Genomic DNA, 19,255 nt, shown 5'->3' with positions numbered 1-19,255 from the left:
TCAACTCAACCTGGCTGGCCGTCCGCCGCGCCCCCGCGCCTGTGCCGATCGCTGCTTGGCCTGCGCCCGCAGCCTGCGCTCCGGCTCCCCTTGCCGCCCCGGATCCCGCCACCGGGCTCGCCCGGCCGTACCTGCGCGGCCCGCGCTGCTATCCAGCCCGGCCTGCTGCCCGCCCACCTCTGATCCGGTCTGCGGCCCGGCCCGCTCGTTTCGCCCCGCGAATCATCCCCACCCGCAGGGGCGCCCCCCACTTTCAGTCTATCGGTCATCACCGACAGTGCTGACCTGTGCCAATCTGGATCGGCGTGGTTGTCCACATTGATCGAGGGGTGTGGGCAACCACGCCTCAAAGGCCCGCACCCCCCAAGTGAAAAAATCCGGGCGAGTTGTCGATCCCGCCCGCACCCGCTCGACGAAGAGGTGAGAAGCGAAGCACCCCGAGTCGAGAGGACCTCACCATGACCGCCACCATCGCCGCCCCGGCCGGAGCCGGCGAGGCTGAAACCGGCGAGGCCCGAACGAGCGGGGCCCAAGCCAACGAAGCCCAAGCCAACGAAGCCCAAACCATCGAAGCGCAAGCCGCGAGGGCCGGGCGTCGGGAGTGGATCGGGCTGGCCGTGCTGGCTCTGCCCACCCTGCTCGTCTCGCTCGATGTCTTCGTCCTCGTCCTCGCCCTCCCGAAGATCGCCACCGCGCTGCACGCCGATGGGACGCAGCAGCTCTGGATCATGGACACCTACGGCTTCATGGTCGCCGGGTTCATGGTCACCATGGGGACGCTCGGCGACCGGATCGGGCGGCGGAAGCTGCTGCTCGCCGGGGCCGCCGCCTTCGGGCTGGCCTCCGTCGGGGCCGCCTTCGCCCCCAGTGCCGGGATGCTCATCGCCGCGCGGGCCGTGCTCGGGATCTCCGGGGCCACCCTTGCTCCCTCGACCCTCTCCCTGATCGGGACCCTCTTCAAGAACCCGCAGCAGCGCGCTCAGGCCATCGGGATCTGGGCCGGCTGCTTCACCGTCGGCGCCATCATCGGGCCGATGGTCGGCGGGCTCCTGCTCGAGCACTTCTGGTGGGGCTCGGTCTTCCTGCTCGGCGTCCCCGCCATGGTCCTGCTCCTCGTCATCGGCCCGAAGCTGCTGCCCGAATACCGCGACGCGCAGGCCGGCCGGCTCGACCTCCCCAGCGTCTTCCTCTCGCTCGCCGCCATCCTGCCCGCCGTCTACGGCGTGAAGGAGCTCGCTCGCGATGGCTTCCACCCGGTTCCGGCCGCCGCCCTCGTCGCCGGCCTGGTCGTTGGGTACGTCTTCTACAAGCGGCAACGTGCCCTGAAGGACCCGCTCGTCGACTTCAGCCTCTTCGCCGCGAAAGCCTTTCGGACCACGCTCGGCGGGATGCTCCTGTTCAGCATGCTCGGCGGCACGACCATGCTCTTCACCGCGCAATTCCTGCAGGTCGCGCAGCACCTCTCGCCGGTCGGGGCCGCGCTCGGGCTGCTGCCCGGGATGGCCGCCTCCACCGTCAGCTTCCTCTCCGCGCCGCACCTCGCTCGCCGGATCAAGACGCACGTGCTCATCGCCGGGGGCGTGGCCCTTGCCGCGGGCGGCATGGCGATCCTCGCTCTCGCCGATCCCGCGGCCGGGCCGGGGTGGCCCGCGCTCGGGTTCGCCGTGACGTCGCTGGGTGTCGGGCCGATGGTCGCCCTGGGTACCGACCTCGTCGTCGGCTCGGTTCCGGAACGCAAGGCCGGGGCCGCCGCGTCGCTGGCGCAGACCGTCAACGAGTTCGGCTACGCCATCGGCATCGCGACCGTCGGCACCCTCGGCAACGCCGTCGTCCGCGCGCACGGCTTCGCCGCCGGGCTGCACGTCGTCGCCGGTCTGGCCGCCGTGGCCTTCGCTTCCCTCGTCTGGTTCGTCGCGCGGAACCTGCGGACCGCCTGAACAAAACGAAGGCCTCCCCACCCGATGCCTGGGTGGGGAGGCCTTCTTGACGCCGGGGGCAGAGGGGCCCCGGCTAGCCGAAGATGCCGCGCCGCGGGTGGCGGACGACCAGGGAACCGCCGTGGACGCGGCCGCTCAGCACGTAGCGCGGGTTGCCCATGCGGCCGTTGCTGCGCGTCTTGTCCTCCATCGAGCCGAACTTGACGTCGCCGATCGCGTTGAGGTCCACCGCCGCGTGCTCCGGGATGATGATCTCGACCGAACCCCACTTGGCGTCCAGCTCGAGGTACACCACCGGCGACTGGACCTGGGCTTCGGTGAAGTCCAGCTTCGTCGAGCCGTACTTGTTCCGCACCACCAGCTGGGACGGCACCACCCACGGCCCGCCGCGGTGGAGTGACGAGTACTTCGCGTTCAGCTCGACGCGCTGCCCGCTCGGGAAGCCGCTGTAGCCGGCCGGAGCCGCGTACGCCGGCGCGGCGGCGAGGGCCGCGGCCGGGTGGTACAGACCCGCGAGGTCGGCCAGCACCGCGTTCAGCTCGCCGCGCGTCCGCGACGCCAGCGCGCGGTCGGTGCGCTCGGTGAACTCGTCGAGGTCGATCATCCCGCGGCCGATCGCCTTCTGCAGCACGCCGACGACGTGTTCGCGCTCGTCGTCCGACACCCGGAGATCGCGCTCGCTCAACGGCTTGGTTTCGGTCACCGGTTCCGCCGCCGCGGTCTCTTCCTCGCCCATGTCCACGATGGTAGAACTGGATTTCACCAGGGAGATCGGGGGAAAACCCTGAACGGACCCGTAGTCCGCGCCATGGCCGCCGTCGCGGCCGCCCTCCTGCTGACCGGGTGCACCAACACCGCACCCCCGCCGCCGCCACCCCCTCCGGGGCCGCTGGCGGAACTCTCCGGCATCCAGGCGACCGGCGGCATCGGTGTCACCGCGCTGCTGCCGACCGTCGCCCCCACCCTGTTCGACGCCGACCGCGGCCCCGTCGCCACCCCGCCCGGCTACCCCGGCGGTGACGTCCAGCTGGACGTCGTCCGGGCCGGGACGCACGTCGTCCTGACGGTCCGCCCGATGTACCCGAAAGAGCCCGAGCCCTTCGACATCCTCGAGTACACCGGGCCGTCGAGCCCGCCGCGGTCGCTCGGCAAGGCCTGGTCGGCTGGTCCGGACGCCGGCGGCGAAGGCGTGTGGCTGATCCGGCAGGACGCGCCGGACGACTGCCGCCTCCTGCACCTCTCGTTCGCCGCCGGCGAGCTCGGCCGCGGCCAGCCCGCCAGCTGCCGCACCCAGGTGCGGACCGAGACCCGGCACGGCCTGCTGATCACCATCAACGCCGACGCCGCCGAGTCGACGGACGCCCTGATCGAACCGGCGACCGGCCGCACGATCCGGCAGGCGCCGCGCATCCTCGGCGCCGCCGGCGACTGGCTGCTGCTCGACGGCCTGACCGACCTCACCCTGGTCGACCTGCGGGACAACAGCAGCAAGAAGCTCAGCCGGCCGTCGATCGGCCCGGCACCCGCCGTGGTGCCCTCGCGCGAAGGAGCGATCTGGGCCGTCGACTTCGCGAACCCGGCCTACCGCGGCACCAGCACGCAGACGCGGGACCTCTGGCTGCTGCGGCCGGACGGGCCGACCTGGGATCACGCCCCGGGAATGCCGTTCGTCACCGAGCACCTCAAACGCGGCGGCGGCTTCGGCTGGTCGGCGGCCGGGGACCTGGTGCTCGCCGACCGCGTCCTCGCCACCTGGCACCCCGGCGAACCGCAGTGGCGGCTGAGCCGGGCCGCCCTGCCCGCCGGCACCTGGTCGGGCCTGGCGGTCGTGCCCTGAGGGTCACTCCTCGTCGAGGCCGTGCTCGATCGCGTACCGGGCCAGCTCGACGCGGTTGTGCAGCTGCAGCTTCCGCAGCGTCGACTGCACGTGGTTCTCCACGGTCCGGTGCGACAGCACGAGCCGCTCGGCGATCTGCCGCGCGGTCAGCCCCTTCGCGACCAGGCGCAGGACGTCGGTTTCACGCTCGGTCAGCCGCGGTGGCTCGGCGCCCTCCGCCGGCGCGTCGGCCATCCGCCGGTACTCGCCGAGCACCAGCCCGGCCAGGCCCGCGGTGAACACCGGGTCGCCGGCCGCGGTCCGGTGGACGGCGTCGACCAGCTCGACCGCGGACGCCGACTTGACCAGGTACCCGGACGCGCCCGCCTTCACCGCCTCCAGGACGTCCTTGTGCTCGCCGCTCGCCGAGAGCACCAGCACCTTCGTCGACGGCAGCGCCGCGGTGATCTCGCGGGTCGCGTCCACACCGGAAGTGCTGCCCAGGTTCAGGTCCATCAGGACGACGTCCGGCTGTACGGTGCGGGCGATCCGCACCGCCGCGTCGGCGTCCGGCGCGGTCGCCCGGACGTCGAAGCCGTGCTCGGTGAGGTCACGGGCCACCCCGTCGCGCCAGATCGGGTGGTCGTCGACCACCATGACGGAGATCCGCGGTTCGTCGCTCATCTCGCACCCCTCGTGCTCGGCACCCTGACCTCCCACTCCGTGCCCCGGCCGGGCCCGGTGTCGAGGGTCGCGCTCCCCCCGAGATCGCGGACCCGCCCCCGGATGGATTCCACCACGCCGAGGTGCCCGTCCGCGGCGGCTTGCTCGAGAACGCCGTCCGGTATGCCCGGTCCGTCGTCCCGGATGCTCACCACGACCTCGTCGCCGAGGTCCTCCAGCAGCACCCAGGCGTGCGCGTCCGGGCCCGCGTGCTTCTCCACGTTCGACAGGGCTTCGCGGGTCACGGCGACCAGTTCGCCGGTGACGTGCGCGGGCAGCTCGACGTCGTCCGCCGGGGCCGAGACCTGCACCGACGACGTCGCGAGCACCTGCAACGCCGCGCGCAGGCTCATCGTGCCGCTGTCGGTCAGCTGCACCGGCTCGGTCGTCACCAGCGACCGCAGCGCGATCTCCTGCTCGCCGGCCAGCCGGGCCAGCTCCGCCGCTTCGCCGCCGACCTCGTTGCCGCGCTTGCGGACCCGCGCGAGCACCTGCAGCACGCTGTCGTGGATCGAACGCGCCAGCCGCTCCCGCTCGGCCGTCGCCGCTTCTTTCCGCAATGCCTGCTCCAGCCGCGCCGACGACCGGCGGGCCATCGTCGAAGCCATGCCGACCAGCAGGCCGGCGGCGGCGAGCAGGACGCCGTCGCGGGCGACGTCGAGGTCGAACTTCTCCCGCGCCAGCCCGGTCGCCACCCCGACCACCAGCCCGGCGAGCACCCCGCCGGACGCGCCGAACCGGGCGCCCGCGGCGACCGGCGGCACGGCCGCCCACACCGTGGTGATGAGCGGGACGTTGAGCGCGAACTGCGTGTCGCTGAGCACCCATGGCGAGCTCAGCAGCAGCCCGGTGGTGAACACGAGGTCGAAGACGACCAGCGACGGCGGCCGCGTCCGCTCGCGCAGGTAGAGGAAGCTGCTGACGACCGACCACACGGCCATCACGCCGAGGATCGTCCACGCGAGCCACTCGCGCCGGTACTGACCGCTCTGGACGATCACCGTGCCGCAGGCGAACGACCAGGTGAGGAAGCGGAAGGCCAGCACGCCCCGCCACATGGGCGTGACGGGGTCGGGCGTCCGCCGGACGGTCACTTCTCGTCTTCGTCTTCGCCGCGGGTCGGCACGGTGGCCCCCGGCGAGCCGGGCTCGGCGTCGTTCGGCTGGGCGGCCTGGTCCGCGAGGACGTTCACCTCGGCCGGGTCCGGGTTCTCCTCGTGCAGCAGGGACCGGACGCCCGCGTTGAGCACGGCCAGGATCGGGACCGCCATCAGCGCGCCCGCGATCCCGCCCACGACGAGGCCGACGGTGATGGCGAGGACGACGGAGAGCGGGTGCAGCTTCACCGCGCGCCCGAGCAGCAGCGGCTGCAGCACGTGGCTTTCCAGCTGCATCACGCCGATCACGATGGCCAGCACGATCACCGCGCCGATGAAGCCGTTGGTGACCAGCGCGATCAGCACCGCGACACCGCCGGTGATGACCGCGCCGATGATCGGGATGAACGCGCCGAGGAACACCAGCGTGGCCAGCGGGATCACCAGCGGCACGCCGACGATCCACAGGCCGATGCCGATGCCGACGGCGTCGACGACCGCCACGGCCGCCGTCGCCCGCACGTAGCTGACCAGCGACGCGAACCCGCGGCGCCCGGCGACGTCGACCCGGTTGCGGACCCGGCGGGGCGCGACGCGGACGAGGAACGTCCAGATCCCGTCGCCGCCGCTGAGGAAGAAGATGGTGATGAACAGCGTGAGCAGGAAGCCGGTGACGATTTCGCCGACCGTGCTCGCCGTGGTCAGCGCCGTGTCGGTGAGCCAGCTCTGGTTGTTCTGCAGGAAGCCGAAGACCTGGTTGATGAACTGCTGGATCTGCTCCTGCCGCAGGTGGATCGGGCCGTAGATCAGCCAGTCCTTGATCTGGGTGAGGCTTTCGTTGAGCTGCCGCTGCAACTGGGGCAGGCCGCTCGAGAACTGCGTGACGACGAACGTCAGCAGCCCGCCCAGCACGGCCAGCCCGGCGATCAGCACGATCGCCGTCGCGAGTCCCCGCGGGAACCGGACCGCCACGAGCTTCTGCACGGCCGGCGCGAGCAGCGCCGAGAGGAGCAGGGCGATGCCGAGCGGGATCACGACGACGGACAGGCGGCCGATCACCCAACCCACGACGTACAGGGCCGCCGCCACCACGATCAACCGCCACGCCAGTGCGGCACTTATCCGTAGGCCCCGGGGGATCAGCCCGGTGACGTCCTCGTGCTCCGGCAGAAACGGGTCTTCACGTCGCGCGTGGGTCACCGGCTCACCGTAGCGGTTGCTCCGCCCGATTCGGCCGCTTTCCCGCGGCCGCGTCCGACACGCGTGACGGCCAGGGATGATCACCGACCGTCAAATCGGGCTACACCGTGTGTCTTTCACACGATGGGGGCATCAAGTCGTGTCGAGGGTGCGCGGCGCGGCGCCGGTTTGATTAGGTCGCTTTCGCAACGGCCGGATCACGAACCCAGCACGAGGAGACCACTAGTGGCGACCACCGCGACGAACGAGGGGCAGGGCGCGAAGCGCGTCGGCCGTCTCGTGTCGCGTGCGCTGCTGGTCCTCGGTGGCGCGATGGCGGGCACCGCCGCCGCGTGGTTCGTCTCCGACGCCGCCGCTTCCGCCGACACCGTCCAGGTGGGCACCGCCTCCGTCACCCCGGTCACCGACGCCACCGCGGCCGGGATCGGCGACGTGAACCGCGGCGCCGGGCACTTCGCGGGCGAGGTCGCCGGCTCGGTCGCCGACGCCGCCTGCCACCAGGACGCGACGACCTGGAGCGAGCCGCAGGCCCCGCGGTGCGGCCGCACCGACGCCGGCACGCTGCAGCACGAGGTCTCCGAGCACGTCAGTACCTCGGTCACCGACCTCGCCGACGACGCGGTGCTGAGCCCGGCCCAGCGCACCCTCGGCGCGTTCGAGCACATCGCGCGCAAGCCGGAGGACACCCGCCAGGTCATCGAGGAGACCATCGCCCCCGCGCCGGCCACCGACTTCGGCCGCCACGTGTGGCAGCTGCTCGACCCGGCCGGTCACGGCGACCTGGTCCCGCTCCCCGTCCTCCCGGGCACCGCCCCGGTCGAGGAGGAGCCGGTGACCTCCGGTACCGGCGAGGTCGCGGGCACGCCCGCCGTCTCGACCGTCGAACTTCCCGCCGCGCTGCGAGCCGCGCTCGCGATGCCGGCGGGTGGCCGGCACGACGGCACCGGTGCCGCGGGGGACTCCCGCGACGGGCACCGTGAGCTGCCGTCGCCGCTGACTCCGGCGCAGCTTCCGATCGCGCCGGCCGTCCCCACCGCCCCGGGTGGCACCACGGCCCCCGGTGGACACCTCGACGGTTTCAACTTCGGCGTCCCCTTCTGGACGACCGAAGCCGTCGACTCCGCTGTCGCGGCGATGAGCCGCGCCGGCCTGCGCCACTCGCTGCGCACCCCGGGCGAACAGCCCGGCGTCACTCCTGACTGAACACCTCCCTTCACGGGTCGCTGAGGCGTCCACGTCCGTCCTTCGCTGACGGCTTGGCGTCCGCGCAATCCCCGTGACACGGCGGTGCGCTTTCTCGCGCCCGCACGAAGTTCCACCTCCCCCCTGGTGCGGCTCGGACCTTTCCGATTCGACGAGCGCACCCCCATGAACCCGCAAGGGAACCCGAAATAAAGGAGAAAAACCCCATGCAGACGTGGGCAAAGCGCGGACTCCAGACCGCATTTGTCACGGGTGGGTTGCTGATGCTGGGCACCGGCATCGCCTCGGCTGACGAGAACGTCAACCCTGACACCCCTGCCTCGCCGCTCGACCTGAACGTCACGGCTCCGATCCAGGAGTCCAACAACGCGGTCGGCACCCCCTTCGGCCAGCTGGACCTGCCCGCCGGGCAGACGGAGCTGAGCACCAAGCCGGTCACCCAGGCCGCGAACGAGGCTGCGAAGCAGTTCGACGACGCGAGCCCGATCAACGAGAGCACCCTCGGCGGCAAGTTCACGCCGAGCCACAACAACCTCAAGGGCAACAAGGTCACGGGTGACCTCGTCGTCCCGATCCAGATCGTCGACAACGCCATCGGCGTCATCGGCGACGCGCACGTCCAGGGCGGCGACCACTCGCAGACGTGGACGCACGACCAGGACGTCAAGACGACCGGCAAGGACTCCAGCCTCGCGGGCAACGTCGTCGTCCTCGACTGGGCGCTCCCCGTCCAGATCGCCGGCAACGGCGGCGGGGTCGCCGGCGGCACCGGCCGCGTGACCGGCGGATCAGCCAGCCAGAGCGCCACCGAGACCGGGGACGTCGACACCACCGGCGACGGCTCCGCGCTCTCCGGCAACGTGGTGGCGGGCCAGTTCGCCACCCCGGTGCAGGTCACCGGCAACGCCGCTTCCTACCTGCTCGGCAACGGGCAGAGCCACGGCTACTCGGCCGACACCGTCGCCACCTCCGGTGGTTCGCTGCTGAGCTCCGGCGACCAGGCCTCCGGGTCGGGCAACGTGATCGGCGCGCCGATCGCCCTGCCGGTCAAGTTCAACTGCAACTCCGGTGCGGTGTGGGGCTCGCTGTCGAACTCCGACGGCTGCAACACCTCCGCCGACGCCACGGCCGGGGCCACCCGCAAGGGCAGCCTGGGCATCCCGACCTACCTCGAGACCAGCGGCGACGACTCGTTCCTGTCCGGCAACGGCGGGGCGGCCTCGCTCTCCCCGATCGCGAACGTCGCGGGCGTCGCGGGCTCGTGGATCGGCAACGCCTCGGCGGGCATCCCCTGCGCCGGCAGTTCCTCCAGCACTGTCGACTCGGGTGGCTTCGTCAAGACCACCGGTGACGACTCCAGCGGGTCGGGCAACGTCCTCAACCCGTCGGTCGCGCTGCCGGTCGAGGCCTTCGGCATCGGTGGCACGTACATCGGCCAGGCGAACGCGGTCCACGACAACACGACCGACGCCAACGCCGGCAACGGCAGCTACACCAAGGGCAACGGCGCCTTCCTCGGCGGCAACATCGTCAACACCCAGGCCGCGGGCGCGCCCGAGGTCTTCGGCATCGGCGGCAGCCACATCGGCAACGCGACCGGCACGGCGACCGAGGACAAGACGGTCACCGCCGGGGCGTACGACGGCACCCAGGGCGCCAACTCGTCCGGCTCGGGCAACGTCGTCCAGGTCCCGGTGGGCCTGCCCGCCGAGGTCTTCGGCATCGGTGGCTCGTTCATCGGCCAGGGCTCCGGCGCGGCCGACGAGACCAAGGTCGTCTCCGGCGGCGGCGGTGGCAGCACCGTGGACGACGGCGGCTTCCTGAGCTCGAACCTGGGCACCGTCCCGCTGTCGACCCCGGTGCAGGCGGCCAATATCGGTGGCGCCTTGATCGGCCAGGGCCACGGCAAGGGCTCGACCGACACGACGTCCAACGCGGGCGGCGACGTCAAGGCCCACGGCCCGGCGGGTGCCGGCGCGGGCAACATCGTCGAAGCCCCGGTCGCGCTGCCCGTGCAGGCGATGGGCGTCGGTGGCGCCCTCGGCGGCATCGGCACCGGCGAGAACGACAACATCACCGACGCGACGGCGGGCGGCGACGCCGTGACCGACGGCCGCGACGGCGCGCTGACCGGCAACATCGTCAAGGCCCCGATCGCGGGCGCCGGCTCGGTCTTCGGCGACGGGATCGCCGCGGCCGCGCTGGGCACCGGCAAGGGCACCAACGACGTCGAGTCGGAGGCGGGCGGCGACGCCACCACCAGTGGCGACCGCGGCAGCGTGGCCGGCAACATCGTCGGCGTCGACCCCCTCGCGGTGGCGCAGGTCTTCGGGGACGCCGCCAGCGTGGCGGGCGTCGCCAAGGGCGCCGGCATCAACATGACCGAGGTCGAGAACGCGGGCGACGACACCACCTCCGGTGTCGAAGGCGCGATCTCGGGCAACATCCTCGACCTGCCGGTGACCGCGATCGCGCAGCTGTTCGGCGACGCGGTGACCGTGGGCGGCGTGGCGCACGCCATCGGCGACAACACGCTGACCACGGACAACGGTGGCAAGGCCGTCACCGCCGGCGACCAGTCCGCGCTGTCGGGCATCAACGCCTACCACGCGTTCGCGCTCCCGGTGCAGATCTTCGGCGTGCCGCTCGAGCTGCTCGGGGTCGCCACCGCGCACGCGACGGACATGACCAGCATCGACGACGAGGCCGCGGACCCCATCGCGTTCCCGGCCGAGGGTTCGGAGCTGGCGGCGGACGAGCTGCCGTCGCTGGCCGCGCTCCGCAGCGGCCTGCCCACCCAGGGCGGCCTGCCGTCGGTGGACGGCCTGTCCGGCAAGCTGCCGGTGGCCGGCCTGGTCGGCGGTCTGCCCTCGCTCGACGGGCTGACCGGCGCGCTGCAGACCAGCAACCTGTCCACCGAGGGCCTGCCCACCCAGGGCCTGCCCATGAGCGGGCTGCCGACGGTGACCGGCCTGGCCAGCAACCTGCCGACCGCCGGGCTGCCCACCCAGGGCCTGCCCGCGCTGCCGGTCGCGGCTCCGCTGGCCACCCAGCGCGCCGACGTGCCGTCGGTGACCAGCCCGCTGTCGGGTGTCTCGACCCTGCCGGCCCCGGCGCTGCCGAAGCCGGCCCTGCCGAAGCCGGCCCTGCCGAAGCCGACCGTCCCGGCGCTGCCGGTGAACGGCCTGGCGTCGCTGGGCACCCTGGGCGGCCACGGCACCGAGCGGGCCGACGTGCCGGCCGCGGGCCTGCCCATCGCCGCCCCGGCGCTGCCGGCCCTGGGTGGCGTTCCGGCGCTGCCGAAGCCGGCCCTGCCGGCGCTGCCCACCGCGCTGCCCGCGGTGAACGGCCTGTCGTCGCTGGGCTCGCTCGCGGGCCACGGCACCGAGCGTGCGGACGTGCCGGCCACCGGCCTGCCCGTCGCGGCGCCGGCGCTGCCGCTGGAGGTCCCGGCCGTCCTGCCGACGGCGCTGCCCGTCGCCCCGGCCGTGCCGGTGAACGCCAAGCTGCCGGTGCTGGACAGCACCCCGCAGGTGCCGGCGATGTCGGGCCTGGACTCCACCGGCTTCCTCGCGAAGCTGATGGGCCTGGTCAAGCGCAAGTAGTGCGGTGAAGCCGGCGGGTTCTCCCGAGAGCCCGCCGGCCCACGATCCCCGCGATCACGCCGCCCGGCGCTCCACCGCGCCGCGAGGGTGACCTCGCACGGAGCGCTCCGGCGACGGACCGCGGACGCGGGCCTCCCGCGAACACCGAATAGCTCTCCTTCCCTGGAGACGACGAGCCCCAGGAGCCACCCGGCTCCTGGGGCTCGCTTGCGTCTCCGGGCCGATCAGGAGAACTGGAGGGAACGCTTCGCCAGGCCGTGCCAGAAGCCGTCGATCACCGTGCGGCCGGAGCCCTCGTCCGTGGTGGCGCCGAGGGAGACGAACAGCGGCGCGAAGTGCTCGATCCGCGGGTGCGCGAGCGCCGCCGCCGGGGCCTTGTGCCGGAAGTCGAGCAGCGTGTCGACGTCCCCGCTGCGCAGGACCTCGTCGCCCCAGTGGTCGAACTCGGCCGACCACGCCGGCGGTGTCCCGTCGGTGGCGCGGGCCATGCCGCTCAGGTTGTGGGTGAAGAAGCCGCTGCCGATGATCAGCACGCCTTCGTCGCGCAGCGGCGCGAGCTTGCGGCCGAGGTCGAACAGCTCCTGCGGGTCGAGCGAGGGCATCGAAACCTGCAGCACCGGGATGTCGGCGGCCGGGAACATTTCGACCAGCGGAACGTAGGCGCCGTGGTCCAGGCCGCGCTCCGGGGCGTCGTGCACCGGCGTTTCGGTCGAGTGGAGCAGCTTCCGGACCTTGGCCGCGAGTTCCGGGGCGCCCGGAGCCGCGTACCGCACCTGGTAGTAGCGCTCGGGGAAGCCCCAGAAGTCGTACACGAGCGGCACGGTCGTCGTCGCGCCGATGGTCAGCGGCGCTTCCTCCCAGTGCGCCGACACGATCAGGATCGCGCGGGGCGTCGGCAGGTCGGCCGACCAGCCGGCGAGCTGGCGGGTCCACGTGGCGTCGTCGGCGAGCGGCGGCGCTCCGTGGCTGAGGTAGAGGACCGGGGTGCGGGTCATCGACGGCTCCAGTGATTGAAAGTTCAACTACTAGAGTACTTGACGTCGAGGAGTCCCGGGATATTCCTCAGGCGGCTTCGAGGTTGGCGGCGCACCGCTCCAGCGTCCGCAGCGTGATGCGGTAGTCGTCGTCGCTGATGCCCGCCATGGACGTCGCGCGGAACTCCTTGATGCGTGCTTCGACGCGGGCGTGCGCTTCGCGGCCGTCGGCGGTCAAGGTGCCGTCCTCGGCGACCCAGCCGCGGGTGCGCAGGTCGGCCACCTTCGGGGCCATCGAGCCCTCGCCGGTGACGAACGGCGCCATGGCCGCGTCGACCTGCTCCGGCGTGCGGGCGCCGAGGGCGATCGTGTTGAGTACCTGCCAGTGCCGGCGGGTCAGCGACTCCGCCTCGAGGACCTGGGTCATGGAGGATTCGAGGAGCTCGTGGAGGTGGCGCAGCCACCAGCCGAGGGGTTTCATGAGGACTCCGAGATGTCAATGAACAACTACATGTAAAAGTACATGCAGTTCGGAGGTGGAGCAACCATGACGGACGCCGTGGCCGACGTCGAGCGCGCGATGATCGCGATCCGCCGCAGCCAGCAACGGCGGGCGCTGAGCCGGATCGGCAAGGCGCGGGGCCGCGGCGCGCACGACCCGGTGTTCGAGCTGCTCGACGTCGTCGAAGAGCTCGCCGAGCGCGGAGAACCCGGCACGGTGACGGCCTTGAGCGCGGCGATGGGCGTCGACCAGCCACGCGCCAGCCGCCTCGTGGCGCGCGCGGTCGACCAGGGGTTGCTGCGCCGCGAAGCCGATCAGCGCGACGGACGGCGTGCGGTGCTCGTGCCGACCGAGGCCGGCCAGGCCCACCTCGAGGAGATGCACGCCTTTCGCCGCGGGGTGTTCGCCGAGGTCATGGCGGACTGGCCGGAGGAGGACCGCGAGACGTTCGGCCGGCTCCTCACGGCGTTCGTCCGCGGGTACAGCGCCCTCGGCTGAGCCCTAGTCGTGCGAGAGGTCGACGAAGCGGCTGTAGTGCAGCTGGTGCGCGACGGTGATCGTCGCCGTCGGGCCGGCGCGGTGCTTCGCGATGATCAGGTCGGCCTCGCCCGCTCGCGGGTCGTCGCGCTCCCAGGCGTCCGGGCGGTTGACCAGGATGACGAGGTCGGCGTCCTGCTCGAGGGAGCCGGACTCACGCAGGTCGGACAGCATCGGGCGCTTGTCCGTGCGCTGTTCCGGACCACGGTTCAGCTGGCTGATCGCGATCACCGGGACCTCGATCTCCTTCGCCAGCAGCTTCATCTGCCGGGAGAACTCCGAGACTTCCTGCTGCCGGGACTCGACGCGCTTGCCGGACGTCATGAGCTGGAGGTAGTCGAGGACGACGAGCTTGAGGTCGTGGCGCTGCTTGAGCCGCCGGGCCTTCGCGCGGATCTCCATCATCGTCATGTTCGGCGAGTCGTCGACGAACAGCGGTGCCTCGGAGACCTCGCTCATCCGGCGGGCCAGCCGCGTCCAGTCGTCGTCCGACATCTTGCCGCCGCGCATGTCGGCGAGGCGGATCTTGGCCTCGGCCGACAGCATGCGCATGACGATTTCGGTGCGGCTCATTTCCAGCGAGAAGATGACGCTGGTCAGGCCGTGCCGGATCGACGCCGAACGCGCGAAGTCCAGGCCGAGGGTCGACTTGCCGACACCGGGGCGGGCGGCGACGATGATCATCTGCCCGGGGTGCAGGCCGTTGGTCAGCTCGTCGAAGTCGGCGAACCCGGTCGGGATGCCCTGGGACTGGCCGCCGCGCGAGGCGATCGCGTCGATCTCGTCCATCGTCGGCTGCAGCAGCTCTTCCAGCGCGACGTAGTCCTCGCTGGTCCGCCGCTCGGTGACGTCGTAGATCGCGGCCTGCGCGCGGTCGACGACCTCGTCGATGTTCGCGCCGTCGCCCGCCGCCGCGCCGTAGCCGTACTGCACGATCCGGGTGCCCGCCTCGACGAGCCGGCGCAGCACCGCCTTCTCCGAGACGATTTCCGCGTAGTAGCCCGCGTTCGCCGCGGTCGGCACCGTCGCGATCAGCGTGTGCAGGTAGGGCGCGCCGCCGACGCGGCCCAGCTCCCCGCGCCGCTCCAGCTCGGCCGACACCGTGATCGGGTCGGCCGGCTCGCCGCGGCCGTAGAGGTCGAGGATGCAGTCGTAGATCGCCTGGTGCGCCGGCTTGTAGAAGTCGTCGGGGCCGAGCGCCTCGATGACGTCGGCGACCGCGTCCTTCGACAGCAGCATGCCGCCGAGCACGGACTGCTCGGCCGGGATGTCCTGCGGCGGCTGGCGGTCGAAACCACCCGTACCGGGGTCGCTCGGCCCCGGGTCTTCCTCCGCATACATCGGACTGCGGTCGTCGGTCAGAGCCACCGCCCCGGACACCTCCTCATCGTGTCGAACACCCGTTCGATTATGCCGGATCTTCGCTCTCGAAGCACGTGGCCGGTGCTCGTGCAGCCGGCCGCCCGGACCTCGTCCCCCGATGATCGGCGACAACGCCGGCCGGCTGCCGCAGACACGCGGAGCGCCACCGTGAGTACAGGCCCGAGCGGGCACGCTAGATCCCCCGGAAGGCCGATGGCAATTCAGGGTGGGGACCCATCTGTGGACAACCTGGGGATGAACGGGGGTAACCAATCACAGGTGCCGCGAGAGCTGTGGACAAGTTGGGGACAAGCGTGATCGGCTTTGGTGAATCCGCTGGTCAAGGGCTGTGTACAAGGTGTGGAGAACTCGCGGAAAACTCGTCCGGCGTGTCGCGGGAAGTCCGTTCTTCGGCGTGTCGTGGACCAGCTCGGACCCATTGGACCGCGCGGCCTGTGGATGAAAATCACGGAGGGTAGACGCGTAACCCGGTGGGCTGAACGGCCCGTCACTCAGGCCGCAGTGAGCCGGCCCTGTGCGCTGCGTAACCGGTCGGCGAGAACGCGCTGGTCGGCCGGGGTGAAGGCGATCCGGTTCTCGCCACGTCCCGGAATCTCCTCGGTCAGCCAGCGGCCTTCCGAGGTATCGATGTAGTTCACCGGGCGTTCGATCCGGTGCCGCGCGCCGGTGCGGCTGCGGGCCGCGACGTAGAGGCTGCCGCTTCCCATCCGGCGCAACGCGAGGATCCGGCGGAGCTCCTCGACCTCCTGCGAACCCTCGGCCGGGCGGTCGCTGCGGAGCACCGCGAACCCGCCGTCGTCGCCACGGGCGGTCCCCTCGAGCCGGCTCTTCGGCACCGCGAGCGGTGTCCCGCGGCCCGGCGCCAGCTTCGGGATCTGGCCGAGGAAGTCGTCGAGCAGCTCGCCGGGCCGCGACGACTCCAGCACGACGGCGTCCAGCTCCTCGTGCTTGGCCAGCACGAACGCCTCGCCGCCGGCGCTGCCCGCGAGCAGCCGGTAGCTCACCGGCTTGCCCTGGAACCCGCCGTCGATCCAGCCGTAGTACTCCAGCTGCGGCCGGGCGATCGCTTCGATCGTCGCGACGAACCCGGGGTGCATGCCGCGCGGGCCGAACAGCCCGGCCTTGGCGAGCTCGGCGTTGGTCTGCTCGTCCTCGGCGCGCTGGGCCTCGTCGCTGTACCAGGTCGGCGTCTCGGACAGCACCGTGTGCGGCTCGCCGCCCCGGCGCCGGATCAGGTTGATCAGGGTGCCGGTCGAAATGGTGACCTGCCTGTCCAGCACCGCTTCTGCCCCCAGTGGAATCGAACTCGATGAACCCGGTGATCACGGGAAACGCCGGGCGCGCCCATCTTGGCACGCGCCCGGCGGGCCCGCGTGCGCTACTCGCCGATGACCGGCGGTGCGGTGAGCTCGTCGGTCCCGAAGATGTCGTTCGGGTCGTCGCCGAGCAGGTACTTCGACGTGCGTTCCTCGTCGCCGCCGCCCTGGCCCTTGGCGCCGCCGGGGTGCATGCCGCCCATGCCACCCATCCCGGAGGCACCCGCGCGACCCGCCGCCGCGCCGCCCATCGCGCCGCCGGCACCCGCGCCGCCCCGGCCGGCGCCGGCCGCGTCCCCGCCGCCGGGCATGGCCCCGGTCGAGCCGCCGGGCCCGAAGCCCACACCGCCCGGCCCGAAGCCGGCCGACGGGTCGCCGATCCCGCCCGAGCCGCCGGGCCCGAAGCCGCCACCCGGGATGGAGAAGTCGCCCGCGCCGCCCGCGCCGCCGCCGGGACCGAACCCGCCGGCCCCGGGGATCTTCGGCGGGGTGAACCCCGACGAGTGGGTGCCGTCGCCGAAGTTCGGCGGGGTGTAGGTGCCCGCGCCGGGGATCTTGGACGGGTCGTAGGTCCCGCCCGGGATCTGCGAGGGGTCGAAGTTCGGCGGCTTCGCCGGGTCGAAGCCCGGCACCTTGCCCGGGTCGAAGCTGCCGCCCGGGGTGTTCGGCTGGCCGGGGAAGGACGGGACGCTGCCGGGGCCCGGCATGTTCACCCCGGGGACCGAGCCGGTGCCGTTGGGGTTCCCGGTGCCGTCGTTCCCGTTGCCGCGGCCGTCGTCGCCCGGCTTCTTCTTGCCGTTCTGGCCGCCGTCGACGTTGACGTTCTCCTGCTGGCCCTTCAGCGCGGAGTACGTCGGCATCTTCTGGCCGTTGTCGTTGCTCGCCTTGTAGTAGGTGTTGAAGGCGTCGACGTTGGCCTGGCCCTTGCTGTTGTAGTCGCGGATCGCCCGGTCGGTGTCGGTCGTCCACGGCGTCATCGCGTTGAGCAGGTTGTTCTTCGGCGGTTCCTTCGGCACCTGCTGCACCTGCGCGTGCACCGTGGTGAAGGCGTTGTGCTGCTCGCCGAGGTACTTGTCGGAGTCGGTGAGCTTGGTGCCGGAGTCCTCCATCCACACCCGCAGCGGGTGGGCGCCGGCCTGCTGCGCCGCTTCGGCACCGCCGCCGGTCCAGGCCGCGTCCATCTCCTTGGCGAGGGCGTCGATCGTCCCGAGGCGTTCGGCGTAGGCGCCCTTCAGCCGGCTCGCCGCGGACTGCCCGCTTTCGATCGAACCGGCACCCGGGCCGGTGGTGATCTTCTCCCAGATGTCGTAGCAGTCGATCTTGCGGTCGCCCTGCACCGACGTGTGGTCGTCCGAATGCGTCGTCGCCATGTTGTAGGCGGCGAAACCGCCCAGGAGCACCAGCTCCAGCATCTCAGCCTCCCAGGGTGCGGATCATCGACTCGCCGAACTTCATCGCCACGGAGCACGGGTCCGAGGCGCCGGCGCCGTTGTCGTACTGGACCAGGATGTTGACCACGAGCTGGTCGGTCACCGCGACGAACAGGCCGCACTTGCCGTTCTTGCGGTCGTCCACCGCGGCGGCGTAGACGCCCGGGTAGCCGTAGGCCTGGGTTTCGCCCCAGTAGGCGTCGTTCGCCTTGGTGTCGTAGACGTCCTGCAGGCCGTTCTTGTTCGCCGTCACCGTGGTCACGTCGATCTGGTTGCCCGGGTCGGCGGCTTCCTGGAACGTGCAGCTCGGGCCGTTGCCCGTGGACCGCGACCGGCCTTCACCGAGGCCGAGCGAGGAGCGCCCGGACGCGTTCATCGTCGCGCAGGCGTCCGAGGTGATCGACGCGGTGTTCAACGGGCTCGGCACCCGCGGCGCGGTGTCGGCGGTGGACCGGGTGGTCTCGCTGCCCGATTCGGCCGTCGACGGCGCCGGGTTGGCGGTGCCGCGGGTCTTGCCGCCGCAGCCGGCGAGCGCGAGCACGGCGCAGGCCAGCGCGGGAACGGCGAGGAGTCGTCGGTTCACGTGGCCTGGTTCCCCTGCTTCGAAAGGTCGGTGTAGGCGTCCGACTCCTTGGTGGTGATCTTCTGCTTCGCGGCGGTCAGCGCCTCGATGTAGTTCTTGACGTAGTCCTGCATCTTCTGGTTCTGCTCGAGGAACGCCTTGCCGGACGGGTTCGCGAGCTTCTCCCAGTCGCCGCTGGCGAACTCCTTGCCGGGCGCCTTCACGTTCGCCATCAGGTTGGCGTCGGCGTAGTCGCGCTTCAGGTCGGCCTGCAGGTCCTGCCACTTCTTGATGACGCCGTCGATCTTGTCGGCGTCGAACGTGAAGCCGCCGCCACCGGCCGGCGCGGACATGTTGACCTCGTTAGCCATGCGATCCCATCCCCTTCGCGTCCTCGCCCATTCTCCTCCGACGCCGCCGCGGTGTCCGAGGTTCCCCGGAAAGCGTGAAGGCGGGCCACCCGCCAGGGGTGACCCGCCTTCTCACGACGTTACTGCCTTACTGCGCGACGGCCTTGACCTCGAGCCGCACGTCGACCTTGACGTCCGGGTGCAGCCGGGCGCCGACCGAGTGCTTGCCCACGGTCTTGATGTGGTCGCGCAGCTCGATGACGCGCTTGTCGAGCAACGGGCCACCGGCCGCCTTGATCGCGTCGACGATCTCGCCGGCGGTGATCGAACCGAAGAGCTTCTTCGAGCCCGCGGCCGCCTTGCCGGTCAGCTGGATGGCGCCGAGGCCCTCCAGCGTCGCCTTGATCTCCTTGGCGTGGTCGAGGTCGCGGATGCGACGGCTCTCCTGCGCGCGCTGGATCGTGCGGACGTTCTTCTCCGCGCCCTTGGAGGCCACGATCGCGTAGCCCCGCGGGAGCAGGTAGTTGCGCGCGTAGCCGTCCTTGACCTCGACGATGTCGCCGGGGCCGCCCAGGTTGGCCACGTCCGTGGTGAGGATGATCTTCGCCATTTCGGTGCCCT

Annotated in this window: 17 protein-coding genes; 5 read left to right on the top strand and 12 right to left on the bottom strand. The window is 71.7% G+C overall.

All coding sequences use genetic code 11. The annotated features are described in order from the left end of the window. The first annotated feature begins 458 nt into the window (after positions 1-458). Positions 459-1,937 carry an MFS transporter gene (locus tag ACWDN5_RS01240; RefSeq protein WP_449673801.1) on the top strand — a complete coding sequence of 493 codons (1,479 nt, stop codon included), beginning with the start codon at positions 459-461 and terminating at the stop codon, positions 1,935-1,937. A gap of 73 nt (positions 1,938-2,010) precedes the next feature. Here the strand turns inward: ACWDN5_RS01240 and ACWDN5_RS01235 are convergent, their stop codons facing one another. After that, a complete protein-coding gene (locus ACWDN5_RS01235; RefSeq protein WP_310968391.1) occupies positions 2,011-2,673 on the bottom strand; it encodes a DUF1707 SHOCT-like domain-containing protein in 663 nt (220 codons plus the stop codon). Positions 2,674-2,745: 72 nt separating this feature from the next. Between ACWDN5_RS01235 and ACWDN5_RS01230 the strand changes: the two genes are divergently transcribed. Next, a complete protein-coding gene (locus ACWDN5_RS01230; protein ID WP_449673800.1) occupies positions 2,746-3,774 on the top strand; it encodes a hypothetical protein in 1,029 nt (342 codons plus the stop codon). 3 nt (positions 3,775-3,777) lie between these two features. Here ACWDN5_RS01230 and ACWDN5_RS01225 read toward each other — a convergent pair whose 3' ends face one another. Genes ACWDN5_RS01225 through ACWDN5_RS01215 form a run of 3 tightly spaced genes read right to left on the bottom strand, consistent with a single transcriptional unit; the run spans position 3,778 to position 6,772 of the window. Beyond that, entirely contained in the window at positions 3,778-4,437 is a 660-nt protein-coding gene (locus tag ACWDN5_RS01225) for a response regulator (protein ID WP_176173886.1), read from the bottom strand. Then, complete coding sequence (gene macS, locus ACWDN5_RS01220) at positions 4,434-5,570, bottom strand: MacS family sensor histidine kinase (RefSeq protein WP_449673799.1); 1,137 nt, start codon at positions 5,568-5,570, stop codon at positions 4,434-4,436. Before macS ends, ACWDN5_RS01225 begins: the two co-directional genes overlap by 4 nt. Then, entirely contained in the window at positions 5,567-6,772 is a 1,206-nt protein-coding gene (locus ACWDN5_RS01215; protein ID WP_310968394.1) for an AI-2E family transporter, read from the bottom strand. The genes macS and ACWDN5_RS01215 overlap by 4 nt, the downstream gene beginning before the upstream one ends. A gap of 225 nt (positions 6,773-6,997) precedes the next feature. On the opposite strand from ACWDN5_RS01215, the gene ACWDN5_RS01210 reads away from it, so the two are divergent. Both ACWDN5_RS01210 and ACWDN5_RS01205 read left to right on the top strand, forming a co-directional pair. Next, on the top strand, positions 6,998-7,975 hold the full coding sequence (locus ACWDN5_RS01210; RefSeq protein ID WP_449673798.1) for a hypothetical protein: 978 nt from the start codon (positions 6,998-7,000) through the stop codon (positions 7,973-7,975). A gap of 206 nt (positions 7,976-8,181) precedes the next feature. Then, positions 8,182-11,580 carry a PE-PGRS family protein gene (locus tag ACWDN5_RS01205; protein ID WP_449673797.1) on the top strand — a complete coding sequence of 1,133 codons (3,399 nt, stop codon included), beginning with the start codon at positions 8,182-8,184 and terminating at the stop codon, positions 11,578-11,580. A gap of 224 nt (positions 11,581-11,804) precedes the next feature. Here the strand turns inward: ACWDN5_RS01205 and ACWDN5_RS01200 are convergent, their stop codons facing one another. After that, the gene (locus tag ACWDN5_RS01200) at positions 11,805-12,575 is read right to left on the bottom strand and encodes a dioxygenase family protein (protein WP_310968397.1); all 771 of its coding nucleotides are present in this window, start codon (positions 12,573-12,575) and stop codon (positions 11,805-11,807) included. A gap of 67 nt (positions 12,576-12,642) precedes the next feature. Continuing rightward, positions 12,643-13,035, bottom strand: a complete 393-nt coding sequence (locus ACWDN5_RS01195) for a helix-turn-helix domain-containing protein (RefSeq protein ID WP_449673796.1) — start codon at positions 13,033-13,035, stop codon at positions 12,643-12,645. Between the two features lie 66 nt (positions 13,036-13,101). On the opposite strand from ACWDN5_RS01195, the gene ACWDN5_RS01190 reads away from it, so the two are divergent. Next, a complete protein-coding gene (locus tag ACWDN5_RS01190) occupies positions 13,102-13,554 on the top strand; it encodes a MarR family winged helix-turn-helix transcriptional regulator (RefSeq protein ID WP_449673795.1) in 453 nt (150 codons plus the stop codon). Between the two features lie 3 nt (positions 13,555-13,557). On the opposite strand, the gene dnaB is transcribed toward ACWDN5_RS01190, so the two are convergent. The 6 genes from dnaB to rplI all read right to left on the bottom strand — a co-directional run bounded on the left by dnaB (position 13,558) and on the right by rplI (position 19,244). Continuing rightward, a complete protein-coding gene (dnaB, locus tag ACWDN5_RS01185; protein ID WP_310968400.1) occupies positions 13,558-14,961 on the bottom strand; it encodes a replicative DNA helicase in 1,404 nt (467 codons plus the stop codon). 506 nt (positions 14,962-15,467) lie between these two features. Further along, positions 15,468-16,256: an ESX secretion-associated protein EspG gene (locus ACWDN5_RS01180; RefSeq protein ID WP_449673794.1), complete on the bottom strand. Its 789-nt coding sequence runs from the start codon at positions 16,254-16,256 to the stop codon at positions 15,468-15,470. Positions 16,257-16,354: 98 nt separating this feature from the next. Next, positions 16,355-17,704: a hypothetical protein gene (locus tag ACWDN5_RS01175; RefSeq protein WP_449673793.1), complete on the bottom strand. Its 1,350-nt coding sequence runs from the start codon at positions 17,702-17,704 to the stop codon at positions 16,355-16,357. Between the two features lies 1 nt (position 17,705). Beyond that, positions 17,706-18,305 (bottom strand): DUF3558 domain-containing protein, encoded by a 600-nt coding sequence (locus ACWDN5_RS01170; RefSeq protein ID WP_310968403.1) that lies wholly within the window; start codon positions 18,303-18,305, stop codon positions 17,706-17,708. After that, positions 18,302-18,655: a hypothetical protein gene (locus ACWDN5_RS01165; protein ID WP_310968404.1), complete on the bottom strand. Its 354-nt coding sequence runs from the start codon at positions 18,653-18,655 to the stop codon at positions 18,302-18,304. Before ACWDN5_RS01165 ends, ACWDN5_RS01170 begins: the two co-directional genes overlap by 4 nt. A gap of 127 nt (positions 18,656-18,782) precedes the next feature. After that, positions 18,783-19,244 carry a 50S ribosomal protein L9 gene (gene rplI / locus ACWDN5_RS01160; protein ID WP_310968405.1) on the bottom strand — a complete coding sequence of 154 codons (462 nt, stop codon included), beginning with the start codon at positions 19,242-19,244 and terminating at the stop codon, positions 18,783-18,785. Positions 19,245-19,255 lie beyond the last annotated feature (11 nt).

The sequence above is a fragment of the Amycolatopsis sp. NPDC003731 genome (assembly GCF_053586895.1).
Note: the sequence above shows the minus strand (reverse complement) of the source record. Positions and strands in the feature narration are given on the sequence as shown.

Bases quoted from the DNA above. Each gene is read 5' to 3' on its own strand.
- ACWDN5_RS01240 (WP_449673801.1), top strand. From the start codon at position 459: ATGACCGCCACCATCGCCGCCCCGGCCGGAGCCGGCGAGGCTGAAACC.
- ACWDN5_RS01235 (WP_310968391.1), bottom strand. From the start codon at position 2,673: ATGGGCGAGGAAGAGACCGCGGCGGCGGAACCGGTGACCGAAACCAAG.
- ACWDN5_RS01230 (WP_449673800.1), top strand. From the start codon at position 2,746: ATGGCCGCCGTCGCGGCCGCCCTCCTGCTGACCGGGTGCACCAACACC.
- ACWDN5_RS01225 (WP_176173886.1), bottom strand. From the start codon at position 4,437: ATGAGCGACGAACCGCGGATCTCCGTCATGGTGGTCGACGACCACCCG.
- ACWDN5_RS01205 (WP_449673797.1), top strand. From the start codon at position 8,182: ATGCAGACGTGGGCAAAGCGCGGACTCCAGACCGCATTTGTCACGGGT.
- ACWDN5_RS01200 (WP_310968397.1), bottom strand. From the start codon at position 12,575: ATGACCCGCACCCCGGTCCTCTACCTCAGCCACGGAGCGCCGCCGCTC.
- ACWDN5_RS01195 (WP_449673796.1), bottom strand. From the start codon at position 13,035: ATGAAACCCCTCGGCTGGTGGCTGCGCCACCTCCACGAGCTCCTCGAA.
- ACWDN5_RS01190 (WP_449673795.1), top strand. From the start codon at position 13,102: ATGACGGACGCCGTGGCCGACGTCGAGCGCGCGATGATCGCGATCCGC.
- ACWDN5_RS01175 (WP_449673793.1), bottom strand. From the start codon at position 17,704: ATGCTGGAGCTGGTGCTCCTGGGCGGTTTCGCCGCCTACAACATGGCG.
- ACWDN5_RS01165 (WP_310968404.1), bottom strand. From the start codon at position 18,655: ATGGCTAACGAGGTCAACATGTCCGCGCCGGCCGGTGGCGGCGGCTTC.
- rplI (WP_310968405.1), bottom strand. From the start codon at position 19,244: ATGGCGAAGATCATCCTCACCACGGACGTGGCCAACCTGGGCGGCCCC.